Raw genomic sequence first — 15,870 nt, 5'->3', positions numbered from 1 at the left:
CCCGTCATTGCGCCGGCGGGGTTCCGGGTTGATCGCCGCCCGTGGTCGTCTTCGGCGTCGGGTCCTTGTCGACCTCGGGATTTTGGTCGACGGTGTTGGTGTTGCTCTGGGTCGGCTCAGTGCTGCTGGTGTTGCCCTGTGTCGGTTCGGTCTCGTTGCTGCAACCCGCCAAAGCCAGAGCCGCCAAAAATAATAGGCTCGTCAACGACAGTCTCGTCATGGCCAACCGCTCCCTTGCTGCTCGACAACGGCGGGTGGTGAATTTGGTTGCAGCGGAATGGCTTGTCTGTTGGCCCAAGACCCCTCTGATCATCGCCGCGCAGGCGCCAAAGGAACAAATCTCGGCGCCGCCACGTTGCATTTCCTGTGCAATGCTTGTGACAGTGAGGCTATCGTCTTGGCTCCGAGAGCAAATTGGAAGGGTTTTCTGAAAATCGGAGAACTCAGCTGCCCGGTGGCGCTCTACACGGCTGCCTCAACCTCCGAGCGGATCGCCTTCCACACGATAAACCGCGCCACCGGTCATAGGGTGCATCGCGCCTTCGTCGACAGCGATAGCGGCAAGCTGGTGGAGAAGGACGATCAGGTCAAAGGCTTTGAGATCGGCTCGGGTGAGTACGTCGTGCTCGAACCCGATGAGGTCGCAGCCGCTGTCCCGGAGAGCGACAAGACGCTGTCGGTCTCGACCTTCATCGGCTGTTCCGATGTCGACGATGTGTATTTCGACAAGCCTTATTACCTGGCCCCGTCTGACAAACACGCGGAGGAGGCGTTTGCGCTGATCCGCGAAGGCATGCGCAGGAAGAAAGTCGCGGCGATCGCCCAGACCGTCCTGTTCCGGCGCGTCCGGACCCTGCTCATGCGCGCCTATGACGAAGGCCTGGTCGCGACGACGCTGAATTTCGACTACGAGGTGCGCTCGGCGGAGGAGGCCTTCGAAGACGTCCCCGACTTGAAGATCGAGGGCGAGATGCTCGAACTGGCCGAACACATCATCAAGACCAAGAAGGGCAAATTCGATCCGACCAAATTCGACGACCGTTATGAGGCGGCGCTGGCCGAGCTGGTGAAGGCAAAGCTCGAGGGCAAGAAGATCGCCGTTCCGAAGCCGGCCAAGCGGGAGAAGGTCGTCGATCTTATGGATGCGCTGCGCCAGAGTGCCGGCGTTGGCGGCAAGCAGCCCTCGACAAGAAAGCCCGCGGCAAAGTCAAAGTCAGCGCGCCATGCCAAGGCGAAGCAGACAGCGCCGCGTCGGAAGGCCGGCTGACCGATGGCGCTCGAGACCTACCGCAAGAAGCGCAATTTTTCCGTTACCCCGGAGCCGCAGGGCCGCAGGGCGCCGAGGACCGGCAACAGCTTCGTGATACAGAAGCACGATGCCACCCGGCTCCATTATGATTTTCGCCTCGAAATGGACGGCGTCCTGAAGAGCTGGGCCGTCACAAAAGGGCCGAGCCTGATCCCCGGCGAGAAGCGCCTTGCCGTCCACGTCGAGGACCATCCTCTGGAATATGGCGGCTTCGAAGGCACAATCCCGAAGGGCGAGTACGGCGGCGGCACCGTCCTCCTTTGGGACAGAGGCACCTGGACGCCGATCGGCGACGCGCATCGCGGCTATGCGAAAGGCCATCTCGATTTCGAACTTCACGGCGAGAAGCTTGGCGGCCGCTGGCATCTTGTACGTATGGCCGGAAAGCCGCGGGAGAAGCGCGAGAACTGGCTGCTGATCAAAGGCGACGATGACGCCGCGCGCACCGAAGCTGACCCCGACATTCTGGACGAGCGGCCGGAATCCGTCGCGACCGGCCGCAAGATCGAGGACGTCGCCGGCGAAGAGCCCGGCTGGTCGTCCAAGACAGGGCGCATTCGCAAGCGCCGCGGCGGCAGCACCAGGCCAACTCCAGCGGAAGACCAGCCTGCCACCATAACCGTTCCCGAACCGTCAAAGATCAAGGGCGCCAAGAAGGCGGCGCTTCCCGATTTCGTCGAGCCGACACTGGCGACCCTGTTCTCGTCAGCGCCGTCGGGCGAGCGCTGGCTGCACGAGATCAAATTCGACGGCTACCGGCTGCAGGCCAGGATCGAAGCCGGCCGTGTCAAGCTGTTGACGCGAAGCGGTCTCGACTGGACGAAGAAATTCGGCAAGGCGGTCGTTTCGGCGCTGGCCGATATCCCGGTCGGGACGGCGCTGATCGACGGTGAGCTCGTGGTCGAGACCTCCGCCGGCGCATCGGATTTCTCCGCGCTGCAAGCCGATCTCAGCGAGGGCCGCAGTGATCGCTTTCGCTTCTACGTTTTCGACCTGCTTCATCTCGACGGCTACGATCTGCGTGACGTTGCGCTGATCAAGCGCAAGGAATTGCTGGAAAAAATCATCGGCAGTAACAGCGGCATCATCAGCTACAGCGGCCATTTTGAGGAGGATGGCGCCCTGGTGCTGCGACATGCCTGTCGGCTGAGCCTGGAAGGCATTGTCTCCAAGCTTCGCGATGCGCCCTACCGCGCCGGCCGCAGCAAGAACTGGGTGAAGTCGAAATGCTCGGCGCGGCAGGAATTTGTCGTGGCCGGCTATGTCCCCTCGACAATTTCGCGCAAGGCGATCGGTTCGCTTGTCCTGGGTGTCTATGACCACGGCAAGCTCCATCATGTCGGGCGCGTCGGCACCGGCTACACGGCAGCGGTCGCCGAGAGCCTGTTCAAGAAGCTCGAGCGGTTACGCATTCCGTCAAGCCCGTTCGACGAGCGGCTGAGCGCCGACGAGGCTCGGCAAGTCCGCTATGTCAGGCCGGACCTCGTCGCCGAAGTCGAGTTCCGGGCGTGGACCGCCGACGGCCATCTGCGCCACGCCTCGTTCCGCGGGTTGCGCGAAGACAAGCCGGCGAAGGAGATCGTGCGCGAGACGCCGAAAACGAGCAACGAGGTGGCTAAACCTCAGCGCCGGACCGTCAAGCTCACCCATCCCGACCGCCTCTACTGGCCGGACGAGGGCGTGACCAAGGAAGGTCTCGCCGACTATTATGCCGAGGTCTGGCGCCATGCGTCGCCCTACATCGTCGGCCGAGCGCTGGCGCTGGTGCGATGTCCCAATGGGATTTCGGGCGAGCAATTCTTCCAGAAGCATGCCTGGAAGGGGCTCAACCCGAACATCGTGCTGGTCCACGACCCCAAGGATCCGCCCGACGAGCGGCTGATCAGCATCAATGATCTCGACGGGCTCATCGGTCTGGTCCAGTCGGCGGCGCTGGAGATCCACCCCTGGGGCTCGACGGTGAGCGATTGGGAGCGTCCGGATACGATCATCATGGATCTCGACCCCGGCGAGGGCGTGAGCTGGGAGGCAGTGATCGAAGGCGCCGTCGAGACCCGCGACCGGCTGAAGGATGCAGGGCTTGTCCCCTTCATCAAGACCTCCGGCGGCAAGGGTCTGCACGTCGTGGCGCCGTTGAAGCCGAAAGCCGAATGGCCAGAAGTAAAAGCCTTTACCAAGGCGATTGCCGACTCGATGGCCGCCGACAGTCCCAACCGCTACGTCTCGACCATCACCAAATCGAAACGACGCGGGAAAATCCTTGTCGATTATCTGCGCAACCAGCGTGGTGCGACCGCGGTCGCAGCCTATTCGACAAGAGCACGACCGGGTGCAGCGGTGTCGATGCCGCTTGCCTGGGACGAACTCGGCCCCAGCATCGGACCGGCCTATTTTACCGTCGAGAACACGCCAACGCGGCTTGCCTCGCTGTCGTCGGATCCCTGGCAGGATTTCCACGCGGCCGCAGCGCCAATCGAAGACCGCGCAAAGCGGCGCAAGAAAGCGGCTTGAGACGGCACTGCGAAGCGCATGCATCGGAATAGTCAGGCGATTTGCTCGAACGTGCATTGCTCCGGAGCCTTGTCCGGCCGCCAGCGCAGGAACTTGGTGCCGTGCCGGAAACGGTCGCCGGTGACGTGATCGAAGCGTACTTCGACCACCAGTTCGGGCCGGACCGGCTCCCATTCGCCGCTGCGCTCGGTGCTCCAGCGGCTCGGCCCGCCCGGCGCCTTTCCGGTGAAGCCGGGTGGCTCGCGCATGGCTTGGAGCCTGCGGGTAAGCTCGGCCCTGTCATCCTTGGCAATGGTCGAGGTGAACCCGACGTGATCGAGCTTGCCGGCCTGGTTGTACAGACCCAGCAACAGAGAGCCGACCTGCGGGCTGTTGCTGAGATAGCGAAAGCCGCCGACCACGCAATCGGCCGACCGCAACCGCTTTACCTTGACCATCGCGCGTACCCCCGGTTGGTACGGACCGTCCAGCCGCTTGGCGACCACGCCGTCTGTCGCCCCATGTCCGGCATCCCCTAACCAGGAGCGGGCTTCCTTCACATCGCGCGTGCAGTGCGAAAGCACGATGTTCCTGCGGTTTGCCGAAGCGACGAAAGCCTCAAGGATCGCTCGCCGTTTTTTCAGGGTCCGCGCCAACCAGACGGTTCCGTGCTCATCGCAGAGCATGTCGAACAGGACGATGCGAGCCGGGGTTTCGGCGGACAGCTTGCGGATCCTGCTCTCGGCGGGATGAAGCCGCATCTGGAGTGCGTCGAACGAAAACTTGCCGTCGACCGAGATGACGATTTCACCGTCGACGACAAAACGGCGCGACGGCAGTTCCTTCAATGTCGCGAGGAGTTCGGGAAAATAGCGTCCTAGCGGCTTGCCTGACTTTGCGCGCAACTCCACCGCATCATCCTGCCGGAATGCCAGGCAGCGAAAACCATCCCATTTGCGTTCGTATTGCCATCCGTCTCCTTCGGGAATGGCATCGGCCGCCTTTGCCTCCATCGGAGGCGTATCGAGCGGCAGGAGGAAATCGCTGGATCGGCGGGTGCTGTCGAAAGCAGGATCGCGGGGTATGACCTTCATTGTGCTGCCTTTGTCCCCCAGCCCAGCCTGCTCCCAGGCGCTTATTTCCGCTTTCCGGCCTCCGAGCCGATGCTCTTGCGCAGCGCATCCATGATGTTGATCACGTTGCTGGCCGGTTGCTCGGCCTTGGCCTTCGCCTTGGCCGGACCCTTCTTGCCCTTCTTCTTCGAGGCAATGATCTCCAGCAGCCGCGCCTGGACGGGATCTCCAGTCATGGCGGGATCCCACTGCCTGGTTCGCTCATCGATAAGGGTCGAAACCATATCCATCAGTTTCGGGTCGGGTTTGACGTCGTCGATCTTGCCGAAATAAACCTCGGGGTCGCGAACCTCGTCGCCATAGCGCAGTGTCCACAGCACGATGCCCTTGCCTCGTGGTTCAAGCATGACGGCGCGTTCGCGGCGGTACATGACCAATCGCGATATTCCGACCGTCCCCGTCGATTGCATCGCGTCGCGAATGACCGAGAATGCCTCCTCCCCAACCGGGTCGTCAGGGGTGAGATAGTGCGGCTTGTCGTACCAGATCCAGCCGATGCTGTCGGCATCGATAAACATGTCGATATCGATGGTGCGCGTGCTCTCGAGCGCAACCGCTTCGATCTCGTCGTCCTCGAGCAGGACGTATTCGTCCTCGCCGCGCTGGTAGCCCTTCACCTCGTCGTCTTCAGCAACGGGCTTGCCGCTGACGGCATCGACATATTGGCTGACCACCCGATGCCCGCTCTTGCGATTGAGCGTATGGAACCGGACCTTCTCGCTCTCGGTGGTAGCGGGCGTCATCGCCACCGGACAGGTCACCAGCGAAAGCTTCAGATAGCCTTTCCAGAAAGGACGTGGCGCCATCGAGCACCCCCGGCAGGAGTAAAACAGTCGAACGCAGCAGGGCGATCGATTGTTCCAGCAGCTTTTTTTGCGAACCGGGGGCCAATCGCATGGTTCGGCAATTTTTGCCAAGGGTTGATGAAACAATTTGCCCGCAATCGCCGTTTCCCCAGCAAGCTGAATTTGGGCGAGGAGGAGGCCTGAGCAGCACCACGCCAGGGTTTCGGCCTTGGAGGTGAAGACCATGCACTTTGACGCCTTGAGGTTCAAAGATCGAACGGATGCGGGGCGCCAGCTTGCCGCCGATTTGGCCAGGTTAGCGGCAACCGATCCATTGGTGCTGGCGCTGCCGCGCGGCGGCGTGCCGGTTGGCTTCGAAGTGGCGAAGGCACTCGGTGCCCGGCTCGACGTGCTGCTTGTGCGCAAGATCGGCGCGCCGGGCCATTCCGAATATGGCATCGGCGCGGTCGTCGACGGGGAAAATCCGCAGCTCGTCCTCAACGAGGAGGCGATGGCTTTGGTCCGGCCGTCAGACGAATACGTCGAAGCAGAGAAGCGGCGGCAACTGCTGGAAATCGAACGTCGCAGAAACCTCTATCTCGGAAGCCGGCCTGCGGCTTCGGTCCTGGGCCGGACCGTCATCGTCGTCGATGACGGCATTGCGACCGGAGGCACGGTCAGAGTGGTGCTCAAGGCGCTAAGAAAGGATCGCGCCGCGCATGTCGTCCTGGCCGTCCCGGTCGCACCCCGGGACACGCTGGACCTCATCAAAGCCGATGTGGACGAAGTGGTCTGTCTCGCCACGCCTGAGCCGTTTGTTGCGGTGAGCCGGTATTATGAGGATTTCGAGCAGACCACCGACGCGGAGGTGATCCGGCTGCTGCGTGAGGCGGAGCAGTTTGAGAGCAAATCGTCGACGCGATCTGCCGAAGGAGCACGCCACGGCTAGCAAGGACCGACAACCGATGGAGATCGTCGAGCGCGGCGATATTTCTGCGCGAACTCAAAATGACCAAATCGCGCCATCCGATAGAACCGCTCTTCAGTGGCGAATGGGCCTGAGCCATACGGCCCCTCCCCTTGCGCTCGCAGCCGACCTGAAGCGCGGCCCCGGTCAGGGCCGCGCCACCGCGCGCCAGCGGCGGTTGAGCCGTCAATCGCGCAAACGATTGGCAGCGTGATCCTGGCGCTGCTCAGTCGCGATCTGCCTGGAATCCAGACCGCGTTGCTTCGTGTGCTGGGCCTTGTCGCGGTTGGACAGGACTTTGTTTTCCTCGAGCTTGTCCTTTGCGGTGGTGGTCATGGCGCCTGCACCGGAACCCTTTCCCCGCGCACCCGCTCCGATGTGCTTCTTGCTACCTTTTGCCATGGGCTTGCTCCAATTCTTAGTCGTCGGGACGGTTCTTGTGATGAACGCTCTCCTGATTTTCTCCGCGAAGGATGTTGCGATCGTCAGGGTCAACGAGGTCGGGTGTCTTGGACCTGATTTCCGACCCCTTGCGCCGCGCTTCACGTTCCGCTGCTGATCGCTTCAGGTCAGCCTCTGCGTCGAAATCCTTGCCGGCGCCCTTCGTGTTCTCCCGCTTTTCAATGATGCGCAATTGCTGCTCATGGGTTCTGCGTCCAGCCATTGGTTTCCTCCAAGGTGCCTTGCGTTCGATTTTTTGAGGCCCAGATCGCTGGCGGAACCGTCGACTTCCGGTGATTGCAGTTGGCCATGGTCCTTGCCGAAGCGGGCCAATCGTGCGCCACCACGAACTGAGCCTGTCCTTATGGCGATAATGGCAGGGCGGCGGGATCGTTCCGAGATGGCGGCCGAATAAACCGTCTATTCGCTCATCTGCTCCGGGCTGCTCATCCGCATCTGCCATGATCCGTCAGTCTTTCTCCCCGCGGTGTTCCGATGGAACATCAGAGCATCTCCGTCATTCGGCGACTGATCGCCTATGTCCACATCTGACGCCCCGCCGCAGCGAGCGCGTAAAGCTGCAAGAGGATGGACCGCACGATCAAGGACGCCACGGTCAAACGCTTCTACTACGAGAGCCACGATCAGCTCAGGTAACACCTCGCCGACTTCGTTGCCGCCTACAACTTCGCTCGCAGGCTCAAGACCCTCAAGCGCGATCCTACGGACTCGCGAGCAGGTTACGCCGCCCTGCGCCGAACTGGAACTCGGTCGGGCTTGAGCAGCTCGTATCGATCAAGGGATCAAAAACCCGCACATCTGGCGAAGTCCTGGATGATTTCGGCACATTCTTTCGAGCGCACGATGCGATGAAGGGCTGATCGGAACTTTGCTTCCGCATTCTTGGCAGCCGAGGTTGGTTGGAACATGTCGTCCCGAGTCGAACGCATTCACAGCGATGAGCGTCTCCCGGCCGAGGTCGACGTCGTCATCGTCGGCGGCGGCATCCTCGGCTCTACGGCCGCCTATTTCCTGGCGAAGCGTGGCCTCTCTGTGGCTCTGCTCGAGAAGGGCCACGTCGCGTGTGAACAATCGAGCCGAAACTGGGGTTGGTGCCGCCAGCAGAACCGCGATCGGCGCGAACTGCCGCTCTCGGTGATCTCCATGCGACTGTGGGACGAGCTGACGCGCGATATCAATCGGGACCTTGGATTTCGACGCTGCGGTCTCGTCTATGCCACTCACGACGAGGCTGTGCTCGGCGGCTGGGAAAGGTGGCGCGAGGTCGCCAGGGAGTACGAGGTCGACACCCGCATGCTGAGCCGGGCGGAGGTGGCCGAGCGCGTCCCCGAAGCGCGCGACAAATGGGTCGGCGGGACCTATTCGGACCGGGATGGTAAGGCAGAACCTGCGCTCGCCGCGCCGGCTATCGCCGATGGGGCCAGAGCTCTGGGCGCCACCATCCACCAGGAATGCGCCGCGCGGGCGCTCGACTTGGCCAATGGCAAGATTGCGGGCGTGCACACGGAGAAGGGCTACATCAGAACCAGCGCGGTGCTGTGCGCCGCTGGCGCCTGGTCCTCGCGCTTCCTTAGGCCGCTCGGGATCAGTTTCCCCCAAGCGAGCATCCGGCAGACCGCGCTGCGTTCCACCCCGACAATCAACATAGGCGAGGCGGTCTCCACACCCTACTGCACGATCACGCGCCGACTGGACGGCAGCTATACGCTTGCGATCAGCGGCAAGGCGAACCTCGAAATCACGCCCCAGGCTATCCGGTATAGCCGGGAATTCATGCCGCAATTCTTGCGTCGCCTGAAGAACGTCAGGCTCGGCATCGGCCAATCGTTCCTTTCGGGGCCGGATTCAATGCCGGCGCTGCTGACCAGCGACGATCGGATCTTCGAACAGAATCGGGTGCTGGATCCTCCACCCTTAAAATGGCTGGTAAGCCAAGTGGTGGAGAGTGTCCGGAAGACCTTCCCCCAACTCGGCGATATAGAGATCGATAGTGCCTGGGGCGGCTTCGTCGATTGCACGCCGGACGCAGTGCCTGTGGTGTCGCAGGTGGACGGGGTGAAAGGCCTCGTCCTCGCGGCGGGCTGCTCGGGCCACGGCTTCGGTTTGGGCCCGGGGCTTGGCTATCTGGCCGCAGAGCTTGTCGTAAACGACACGCCTTGCGTCGATCCTACACCGTTCCGCCTGTCGCGTCTGGTCGACGGCTCGAAGCTGGACATCGCCGCTATCTGAAGATCAGCCGGAAGTCAGGCCTGTCGCGCACCAAGCGAGGTCAAAGTGTCAGCAGACGGGTGAGCGGAATCCCCACGTTGCCTCGCAGTCAAGTCTCCGGGTGCATGAGCGCAACGTGGTAGGAGTTCCACCAGAATCCGCTCGGGAGAGCGCCGCGCTCATCGCGCTCGTCTTTGGCCCAGTTGGAACCGTCGCAGGAGTTCATTCTAGTGTTTTCTGCTTCTGCCGGTAAGGCGAATTGCTCGGCCCATACGCCGCGCCAGCGACCGGGATGTTTGCCGCAACCTACACACGTGGCAGCGCAACTTCAACGCCGTGGCCCTGCATTGCGGCATCATGCGGGAGACCGGTTTCTACGGCGCTGGGGTGTCGTCGACAACGTCTTAACCAACCTGTGGGTGCTCGCCCCCTGCGCGGGGCACGCACGGCTTTATCTCACCCAGCTCTTCCACAGGCGGAGCGGCCCCGCACCTCGTCCACGCCGGAGGCGTCAATCTCGGCGCCGTTTTTTACAAGCGCCCTCGCCCTGCTTCTCCCGGTTGTCCTTGGCCTGGGGCGGTCATTGCCCCGGGACAACACACTGGAGGCAACCATGCCCAACACCGCCGAGATCCTTGTCGACACATTTCGACGGCCGTGCGTTACAGGATTCCGCTCAAGCTTCTGGTGATCAAGAACAACATGCTCAACCAGATCGCCTGGGAGCAAATGATGTTCCTTGGCAACCTGCAATTTGCCTGCGAACTCCAGCCGATCGATTTCGCCCTTGCCGCGGAGGTCATGGGGGGCATCGGCTACCAGCGTCACCCGGCCTGAGGACGTCGATGGGGTTCTTGATGCCGCGTTTGCCGCGGAAGGCCCGGTGATCATAGAGGCGGTCGTCGACGCATATGAACCTATGCTGCCGCCGCGCATGCCGAACGAATATCGCAAGAACATGCGCACGGCGCTGCGGGAAACGCCGGGCCGCAAGGAGATCGAAGCAAACCTCGCTCGGGAGCCGCTGAAGACGATGATGGGCTGACTGCAGGTTCCCTGGCGGTCAATTCTTGACGTAGGCGCCTGGCTGGCGGCCGCTCTTTGGAGCCTTGGCGTCCTTGGAACGTTCGGCCATCGATGGACCGGCGCCGGATGTCTTTTCCGTCGCTGTACTGGGCGTGGACTGCCTGGGCGGTTCCTGCCCTTCGGATTGACGGGTTTTGTCCTCCACCTCGTCCCTTGACCGGGTCAGGCCCATGCCGCCGGCAGGCTTCTTGTTGCCGGCTGCCTCCTGCGAGAATTGATCCGACGCGTCGGCATCTTTCTTTGCCGGGTACTTTGTCGCGCCATGTTCGTAACGGATCTCGTTTTTGTTCATAGCATTTCTCCGGTTTCACGGATTGTGGCTAAACACTCCTGTTGCGGTACCGCCGCCAGCGCTCCCGGCGGCGCATATGCGATGCGTGCAGCGCCCGGCCGGCGCGGCTGCCGATTTTCGGCGACGCTCAGGCGTCCTGCGCCGGTCAGGCGTCCTGCCATGGCGCGTGCAGGATGTCGGCGCCCGGCTGCTCGTCGAACAGAACCGCGCAGCCGCGCGCCCACGCCACCGGCGACAGTGCGTTGGCCACGATTTCGTCCGGCGAGATGAAATCACCGGTCAGCACCCGCAACTCTTCGACGGCTTTGGCCATCGACACCAATCGCCCTGCGGCGCGGTCGGTGGTGCAGGCGTCGATGACGGAAACGAGATCGATCATTTGGAACTGGCCCATCATAGGCCTCCGCAAACAGCATCCCTTCGCAGCTATGAACGTCGCAACGATCTACAATGTTCCCGGCCGGCCGAACGCATACACACTAAACCTGGTCTATCGCGTCTCTGAGCTTGCTCAGGAACGCCACCAGAGCATCCTCCGGCCGATCGGCCTCCTCGGTCAGCATGTCGATGCCCCAGCGTCCGAGAACCGCTTCCTGGACGACGCTCGGTTGCGGCATGAAGACGAATGATTTCGGACGATTCTTTTCATAACCGGACCGGCGCCAGGTTTCCCAAAGCCGATACAGCAACAGACGGATGTTCATGTCGGACATGCTGTAGCCGATGAACAGGACAGTGCGCCCCAGTGCGTCGGCGCGAAACTTCACATCCAACGGCGACTCGAACGACAGCCGCTCGAAATAGTCGGACTCCGCCAGGACGAGAGACGCGTCGTCGTCGAAATCGCCGTGGTATTTGATTATCTGGGTAACCTCGCCGTTCACCTTGGGGATATCCTTGGCATTGGCCACTTTCACGAACGCGCGGTCGTGGACTTCGAACGCAACCTCAAGGTTTCGATCATAGTTGGTGGTGTAGATGATCGGAAAATCGAGTGACACGATCAGCTTGTGGATCGCCGATCCCTTGACTTTTTCCCGCGAGACGCTCCATTCGCGATCCATCCAGCTGCGCAAGGGGCCGAGACTGCCATGCTTCAGCCGGTAATATTCGGCAAGAGCTTGGTAACTGGACTCAGGCCTGTCGACCACGTCTCGATCGAGGCCGAGTTCATCCACCATATGCTCGATGAGCTTCTCCCAGGATGGCAGGCCGACGCTCATCGACACCCCCGCCCCAACGAACAAGATCGCTCGTCGCTCTTTCACGGATTGAGCCAGTTGCTCAAGTGCAGACGGCATGGCCAACTCACCAGGCGATGATCCAACACAACTGCGAACGGCGCCCTCTGTTCCGGAGAAGCCGGATCACCGCCAAACCTGTTCAGAAAATCGGGTCTGTTCAGAACTCGGGTGTGTTCGGCAAATGCTGCGCACACTGGAACCGCTGAGGCAGATCGAAGTTTGGTTGCCAAGGAGAGACCATGATGGCTGCACGACGAGATCAGACCAAAGCGAGAGGCTATATTCAGGCCGGGGGGACAAGGGATAAGACCCCGGGGTTCGACCCTGCCGCCGCACCTGAAGAGACCGACGCGGAAGCGGCAGATGTGCAAAATCCTGTCGCCGAGGCTCGTCCACGGCGACAGCCAGAGTTCACGAATGAAGCAAGCTTCGGCGATGCGATGCGGCCGGCAGGAAGCGAGCCTGATCTTCAGCCTGGCAAGAACTGGCCGGTGCTGGTGATTGCGGCAGTCGTTCTGGTAGCGGCCGCGGCCTTCGTGCTGGCAGCCATGCTGGGATAGTTCCTCTGCACAGAGGATTTGGTTCTTTGACTGACGGCCGCTGACGACCGGTCTGCAACCGCCAATCTCCAACGTCTGCGATTAGCCGTAAGCCACCCACGCCTTCGTCATCCTAGGTCGAAGCAAGGAGCGAAGCGACGCGGCGCAGAACCTAGGATCCATGCCGTGACATCCGCCGAAGAATGCAGCGGAGCAGAACCGAATGCTACCATCCGGTCCCGCGAAAAAGCTCGAACCACTCCGGATTGGTCTTCTCAATCAACTCTATCTTCCACTGGCGCGGCCAGCGCTTCAGCGACTTCTCGCGCTGGATGGCATCACGAATGTCGAAATATTCTTCGTACCAGACCAGGCGCTGCACGCCGTAGCGGCTGGTGAAGCGCGAGCCCTGGCCGGATCTGTGCTCCGGCATACGGTGTCCGAGATCGTTGGTGACACCGATGTAGATCGTGCCGCGCTTCTGGCTCGCGGTCATATAGGCATAGCCGGTCATGGTGGAAGGGTAACTGCCACCGTTGCGGATACAAGTGCCATTCAGAGCCGCTGCATTCTTCGGCTGATGTCACGGAATGGATCCTAGGTTCTTCGCCGCGTCGCTTCGCTCCTTGCTTCGACCTAGGATGACGAAGTGGAGGGATGCTCCGGCTAATCTCGAAAGTGCGCGCTGCCCTGAGATCGGCCCGTTTGCGGGGAGTGTCTATGTTCGCTGCCGATCGGTCCGCTAGCGAGGTACGTTTCCGGGCACAGATATACGTGAGCCATCCCCCGTAACTTCCGTAAGGATCTGGCCGGATCCAGGCGCCGCCATGTCACGCCCAAAAGCATAGTTCAGTTCGGTGAGCGCCGTGATGAACCTGGCCGATCTTGCCGAAGATCGAGCCGATGATGCCGCATGACGACAGGTAGATGCCGAACAGCGCCGAGACCATCACGTCGATGCACCCAAGTAAATCGACTCACCAATTCACAAGCCACTCATGATCATTTTCCCGACTGCCAAAAGGCTCGGGTAATAGCCGCTGTACTTGGGCAGGCTGCCGGGCATGTCCAGCACACGACGGTGATAGAATATATCCATCCGAACCGGCGGCAGCCGGGCCCCGGGCTCGAAATTGCTGGCCGGGATGAACATCGTCTTGAACGGCCCAAAGCCCGCAACCTCCACAACCGGCTTGCCGCAGGTCCGGCAGGCCCCGCGATTGAAGTTCAGCGGCGGACGGTATTTCTTGAATGAAATATTGCCGGCGTTTTTCAGCACGACGCCCTTGGCGCGAACGGCAGCCACGTCCGCAAACGGTTTGCCGTTGAACGCCTGGCAAATCAGGCAGTGGCACCGGAATCTACCCTTCGGGGCAGTACGCACCTCGAACCAGCAAGCGCCGCATTCGCAGGAGCCGTGCAGTGGCAACAATGGGTCGGTCGTCATGTGCTGATGCTCCTGAGCTCGATTTGATGACGGCATGCTGGTCACCGGAGCATCATGTTGAAGATGGTATCGATTGGCTGTCTAAAGGGCGCGCGCAGAAGGTTGGAGAGGTTCCAACGGCCCCGCTCATAGATCCCTTTGATTTTTGCGATTGCGCTCATGGTCCACTCCGATGTAGACAGGAGAAACTTACGCCCTTGATGTAGCCCCTTAAGTAGCCACTGTCAACAATGTATTCACAAGAAACTTTGAGGTGCCATGCAGGACGTACCCAGCCGCCCCTATCACCACGGTGATCTCCGCCGTGCCGTTATCGAGACGGCGTTGGATATGCTTCGGGAGGAGAAGGGCTGGCAGTTCACGCTGCGGGAAGTCGCCCGCCGGGCTGGAGTAAGCCACGCCGCACCCTACAAGCACTTCCCCGATAAGGCCGCGCTGCTTGCGGAGATCGCTATGATTGGGTTCGACCGACTGCGCGATTCCCTGTCGGCAGCGAAGTCTGAAGCGCCGAAAACTCTGCGTGACGAAATTACGCCGATAGCTCGAGCCTACGTCGCGTTCGGAACGGAGAATCCGGCTCTCTACCGCCTGATGTTTAGCGCGGAGGAGGGAAAAGCGGTGGGAATGCATCTCAATGAGCGGGCGCTGGCGGTATTCGACGTTCTCGTCGAAATCCTCCGGCGCGGCCAGGCCGCGGGGAGCATTCGCAAGCGGCCGATAGAAGGTCAGGCGGCAGCCGGCTGGGGGCTCATCCACGGCATGACCATGCTTGCGATCGATGGACTCCTGGTGCCCGAGAAGGTGGGATCGGCCCCCTTGGATGCGGCCTTGAGCACACTGTTGGAGGGGCTGGGAAACCCAGCACCACAACAATAGCTGGTGCCATCCCGCTCGCCCGCCTACCGTATATCTGTGCCCTTTAATGTTCAGGGGCCTTATTCGTAGCCGAGGGCCAGGTCATTGTGAACATCTGTCGCGGCGATCGCAGCCTGGCCGAAGGCGACTGCGATCTGGTTCAGAGCCTTGACCAGGTCGCCGATGGCATACACCCCCTCGACCGAAGTCCGCTGATGCTTGTCGACGATGACATAGCCCTCGTCGCAGCATTTGACGCCCATTGCCAGCGCAAGGTCGGAACGCACCTGGCATCCCATCGCCGGATAGATGACGTTGAAATGGCGCACCTCGCCGTCCTTGAGGATGGCCTGGTAGCCGCTGTCGGTGGGAACAAACTTTTTGAATGCGTCGCAAATAGCAATGTTCTCTTCCGTGGCCACGCGTCGTGTGCTGGCGGAAAAATCTGGAAGATAGCGTGCGATCATTGTGACGTGCTGCGTATACTGCTTGAGGAACAGGGCCTCTCGCAGCACCTGCGCCTCGTGACCGATGACCGCGACCTGACGATCTATGACTTCGTAGCCGTCACAAACCGGGCAAAGGCGAACGCTGCCTTTGGCGATGGCCTCGCGCAGACGCGGAATTGCAGGCACGACATCGACGATACCTGTCGCCAGGAATACCTTTCGGGCGAGGATCCGCCCGCCGTTGGTTTCGGCGCCGAACCCGCCTACGGTCGGCTCGACCGATGACGCGTGATCCTGGATCAGTGTCGCTCCGAACTTGGCGGCCTGGGAACGAAGCCGCTGCAGAAGTTCGGGGCCGCTGATCCCTTCCGGAAATCCCGGACAGTTGCGGCTTTCCGCAATCAGCCTCGCGCGCGGTTCACCCGCGTCGACCACGACGACCCGATGACGGAACCTGGCGAGATAGACAGCCGCCGCCAGCCCCGCAGGTCCACCGCCAACGATGAGAACATCCGCTTCAGTCGCGGACGAGGCTGAATGTCGGCGTTTGCGCGCGGATTGATCCATCCGCGCCGAACGCATTCATGGGAAAGATGTTCCAGCG

18 protein-coding genes and 1 pseudogene are annotated in these 15,870 nt (G+C 61.5%); 7 read left to right on the top strand and 12 right to left on the bottom strand.

Annotation, left to right across the window (positions count from 1 at the left end; translation table 11 throughout):
- Positions 1-4: 4 nt before the first annotated feature.
- Entirely contained in the window at positions 5-220 is a 216-nt protein-coding gene (locus AC0L2V_RS08825; RefSeq protein WP_473519939.1) for a hypothetical protein, read from the bottom strand.
- Positions 221-397: 177 nt separating this feature from the next.
- On the opposite strand from AC0L2V_RS08825, the gene ku (AC0L2V_RS08820) reads away from it, so the two are divergent.
- Both ku (AC0L2V_RS08820) and ligD read left to right on the top strand, forming a co-directional pair.
- Positions 398-1,267 carry a non-homologous end joining protein Ku gene (ku, locus tag AC0L2V_RS08820; protein WP_473519938.1) on the top strand — a complete coding sequence of 290 codons (870 nt, stop codon included), beginning with the start codon at positions 398-400 and terminating at the stop codon, positions 1,265-1,267.
- Between the two features lie 3 nt (positions 1,268-1,270).
- Positions 1,271-3,820 (top strand): DNA ligase D, encoded by a 2,550-nt coding sequence (gene ligD / locus AC0L2V_RS08815; RefSeq protein WP_473519937.1) that lies wholly within the window; start codon positions 1,271-1,273, stop codon positions 3,818-3,820.
- 32 nt (positions 3,821-3,852) lie between these two features.
- Here ligD and AC0L2V_RS08810 read toward each other — a convergent pair whose 3' ends face one another.
- Both AC0L2V_RS08810 and ku (AC0L2V_RS08805) read right to left on the bottom strand, forming a co-directional pair.
- Positions 3,853-4,893 carry an ATP-dependent DNA ligase gene (locus AC0L2V_RS08810; RefSeq protein WP_473519936.1) on the bottom strand — a complete coding sequence of 347 codons (1,041 nt, stop codon included), beginning with the start codon at positions 4,891-4,893 and terminating at the stop codon, positions 3,853-3,855.
- Between the two features lie 41 nt (positions 4,894-4,934).
- Positions 4,935-5,738, bottom strand: coding sequence for a non-homologous end joining protein Ku (ku, locus tag AC0L2V_RS08805; protein ID WP_473519935.1), 804 nt, complete (start codon positions 5,736-5,738; stop codon positions 4,935-4,937).
- 223 nt (positions 5,739-5,961) lie between these two features.
- Here ku (AC0L2V_RS08805) and AC0L2V_RS08800 point away from each other — a divergent pair, with 223 nt between their 5' ends.
- Entirely contained in the window at positions 5,962-6,666 is a 705-nt protein-coding gene (locus AC0L2V_RS08800) for a phosphoribosyltransferase (RefSeq protein ID WP_473519934.1), read from the top strand.
- A 204-nt stretch (positions 6,667-6,870) separates the two neighbouring features.
- Here AC0L2V_RS08800 and AC0L2V_RS08795 read toward each other — a convergent pair whose 3' ends face one another.
- Together AC0L2V_RS08795 and AC0L2V_RS08790 are read right to left on the bottom strand one after the other, a co-directional pair.
- Positions 6,871-7,086 (bottom strand): hypothetical protein, encoded by a 216-nt coding sequence (locus AC0L2V_RS08795; protein ID WP_473519933.1) that lies wholly within the window; start codon positions 7,084-7,086, stop codon positions 6,871-6,873.
- Between the two features lie 16 nt (positions 7,087-7,102).
- Positions 7,103-7,348, bottom strand: coding sequence for a hypothetical protein (locus AC0L2V_RS08790; RefSeq protein WP_128247512.1), 246 nt, complete (start codon positions 7,346-7,348; stop codon positions 7,103-7,105).
- Between the two features lie 704 nt (positions 7,349-8,052).
- Between AC0L2V_RS08790 and AC0L2V_RS08785 the strand changes: the two genes are divergently transcribed.
- Positions 8,053-9,375 carry an NAD(P)/FAD-dependent oxidoreductase gene (locus AC0L2V_RS08785; RefSeq protein WP_473519932.1) on the top strand — a complete coding sequence of 441 codons (1,323 nt, stop codon included), beginning with the start codon at positions 8,053-8,055 and terminating at the stop codon, positions 9,373-9,375.
- A gap of 627 nt (positions 9,376-10,002) precedes the next feature.
- Positions 10,003-10,399 (top strand): annotated as a pseudogene (locus tag AC0L2V_RS08780) (thiamine pyrophosphate-dependent enzyme); the annotation flags it as partial.
- A gap of 18 nt (positions 10,400-10,417) precedes the next feature.
- Here AC0L2V_RS08780 and AC0L2V_RS08775 read toward each other — a convergent pair.
- The 3 genes from AC0L2V_RS08775 to AC0L2V_RS08765 all read right to left on the bottom strand — a co-directional run bounded on the left by AC0L2V_RS08775 (position 10,418) and on the right by AC0L2V_RS08765 (position 12,033).
- Positions 10,418-10,732 (bottom strand): hypothetical protein, encoded by a 315-nt coding sequence (locus tag AC0L2V_RS08775; protein ID WP_473519931.1) that lies wholly within the window; start codon positions 10,730-10,732, stop codon positions 10,418-10,420.
- A 145-nt stretch (positions 10,733-10,877) separates the two neighbouring features.
- Positions 10,878-11,126 carry a hypothetical protein gene (locus AC0L2V_RS08770; RefSeq protein ID WP_023801331.1) on the bottom strand — a complete coding sequence of 83 codons (249 nt, stop codon included), beginning with the start codon at positions 11,124-11,126 and terminating at the stop codon, positions 10,878-10,880.
- A gap of 85 nt (positions 11,127-11,211) precedes the next feature.
- Positions 11,212-12,033 carry an SIR2 family NAD-dependent protein deacylase gene (locus AC0L2V_RS08765; protein WP_473519930.1) on the bottom strand — a complete coding sequence of 274 codons (822 nt, stop codon included), beginning with the start codon at positions 12,031-12,033 and terminating at the stop codon, positions 11,212-11,214.
- 182 nt (positions 12,034-12,215) lie between these two features.
- On the opposite strand from AC0L2V_RS08765, the gene AC0L2V_RS08760 reads away from it, so the two are divergent.
- A complete protein-coding gene (locus AC0L2V_RS08760; RefSeq protein ID WP_473519929.1) occupies positions 12,216-12,536 on the top strand; it encodes a hypothetical protein in 321 nt (106 codons plus the stop codon).
- 205 nt (positions 12,537-12,741) lie between these two features.
- On the opposite strand, the gene AC0L2V_RS08755 is transcribed toward AC0L2V_RS08760, so the two are convergent.
- From AC0L2V_RS08755 to AC0L2V_RS08745, 3 genes are all read right to left on the bottom strand, one after another.
- On the bottom strand, positions 12,742-13,029 hold the full coding sequence (locus AC0L2V_RS08755; RefSeq protein WP_473519928.1) for a GIY-YIG nuclease family protein: 288 nt from the start codon (positions 13,027-13,029) through the stop codon (positions 12,742-12,744).
- Positions 13,030-13,345: 316 nt separating this feature from the next.
- The gene (locus AC0L2V_RS08750; protein WP_473519927.1) at positions 13,346-13,468 is read right to left on the bottom strand and encodes a hypothetical protein; all 123 of its coding nucleotides are present in this window, start codon (positions 13,466-13,468) and stop codon (positions 13,346-13,348) included.
- Positions 13,469-13,500: 32 nt separating this feature from the next.
- Positions 13,501-13,962, bottom strand: coding sequence for a GFA family protein (locus AC0L2V_RS08745; RefSeq protein WP_473519926.1), 462 nt, complete (start codon positions 13,960-13,962; stop codon positions 13,501-13,503).
- Positions 13,963-14,220: 258 nt separating this feature from the next.
- On the opposite strand from AC0L2V_RS08745, the gene AC0L2V_RS08740 reads away from it, so the two are divergent.
- Complete coding sequence (locus tag AC0L2V_RS08740; protein ID WP_473519925.1) at positions 14,221-14,838, top strand: TetR/AcrR family transcriptional regulator; 618 nt, start codon at positions 14,221-14,223, stop codon at positions 14,836-14,838.
- A 59-nt stretch (positions 14,839-14,897) separates the two neighbouring features.
- On the opposite strand, the gene AC0L2V_RS08735 is transcribed toward AC0L2V_RS08740, so the two are convergent.
- A complete protein-coding gene (locus tag AC0L2V_RS08735; protein WP_473519924.1) occupies positions 14,898-15,848 on the bottom strand; it encodes an NAD(P)/FAD-dependent oxidoreductase in 951 nt (316 codons plus the stop codon).
- Positions 15,849-15,870 lie beyond the last annotated feature (22 nt).

The organism is Mesorhizobium sp. WSM4814 (assembly GCF_055811595.1).
The sequence above is the reverse complement of the archived record's forward strand: the minus strand, read 5'-3'. Positions and strand labels throughout refer to the sequence as shown.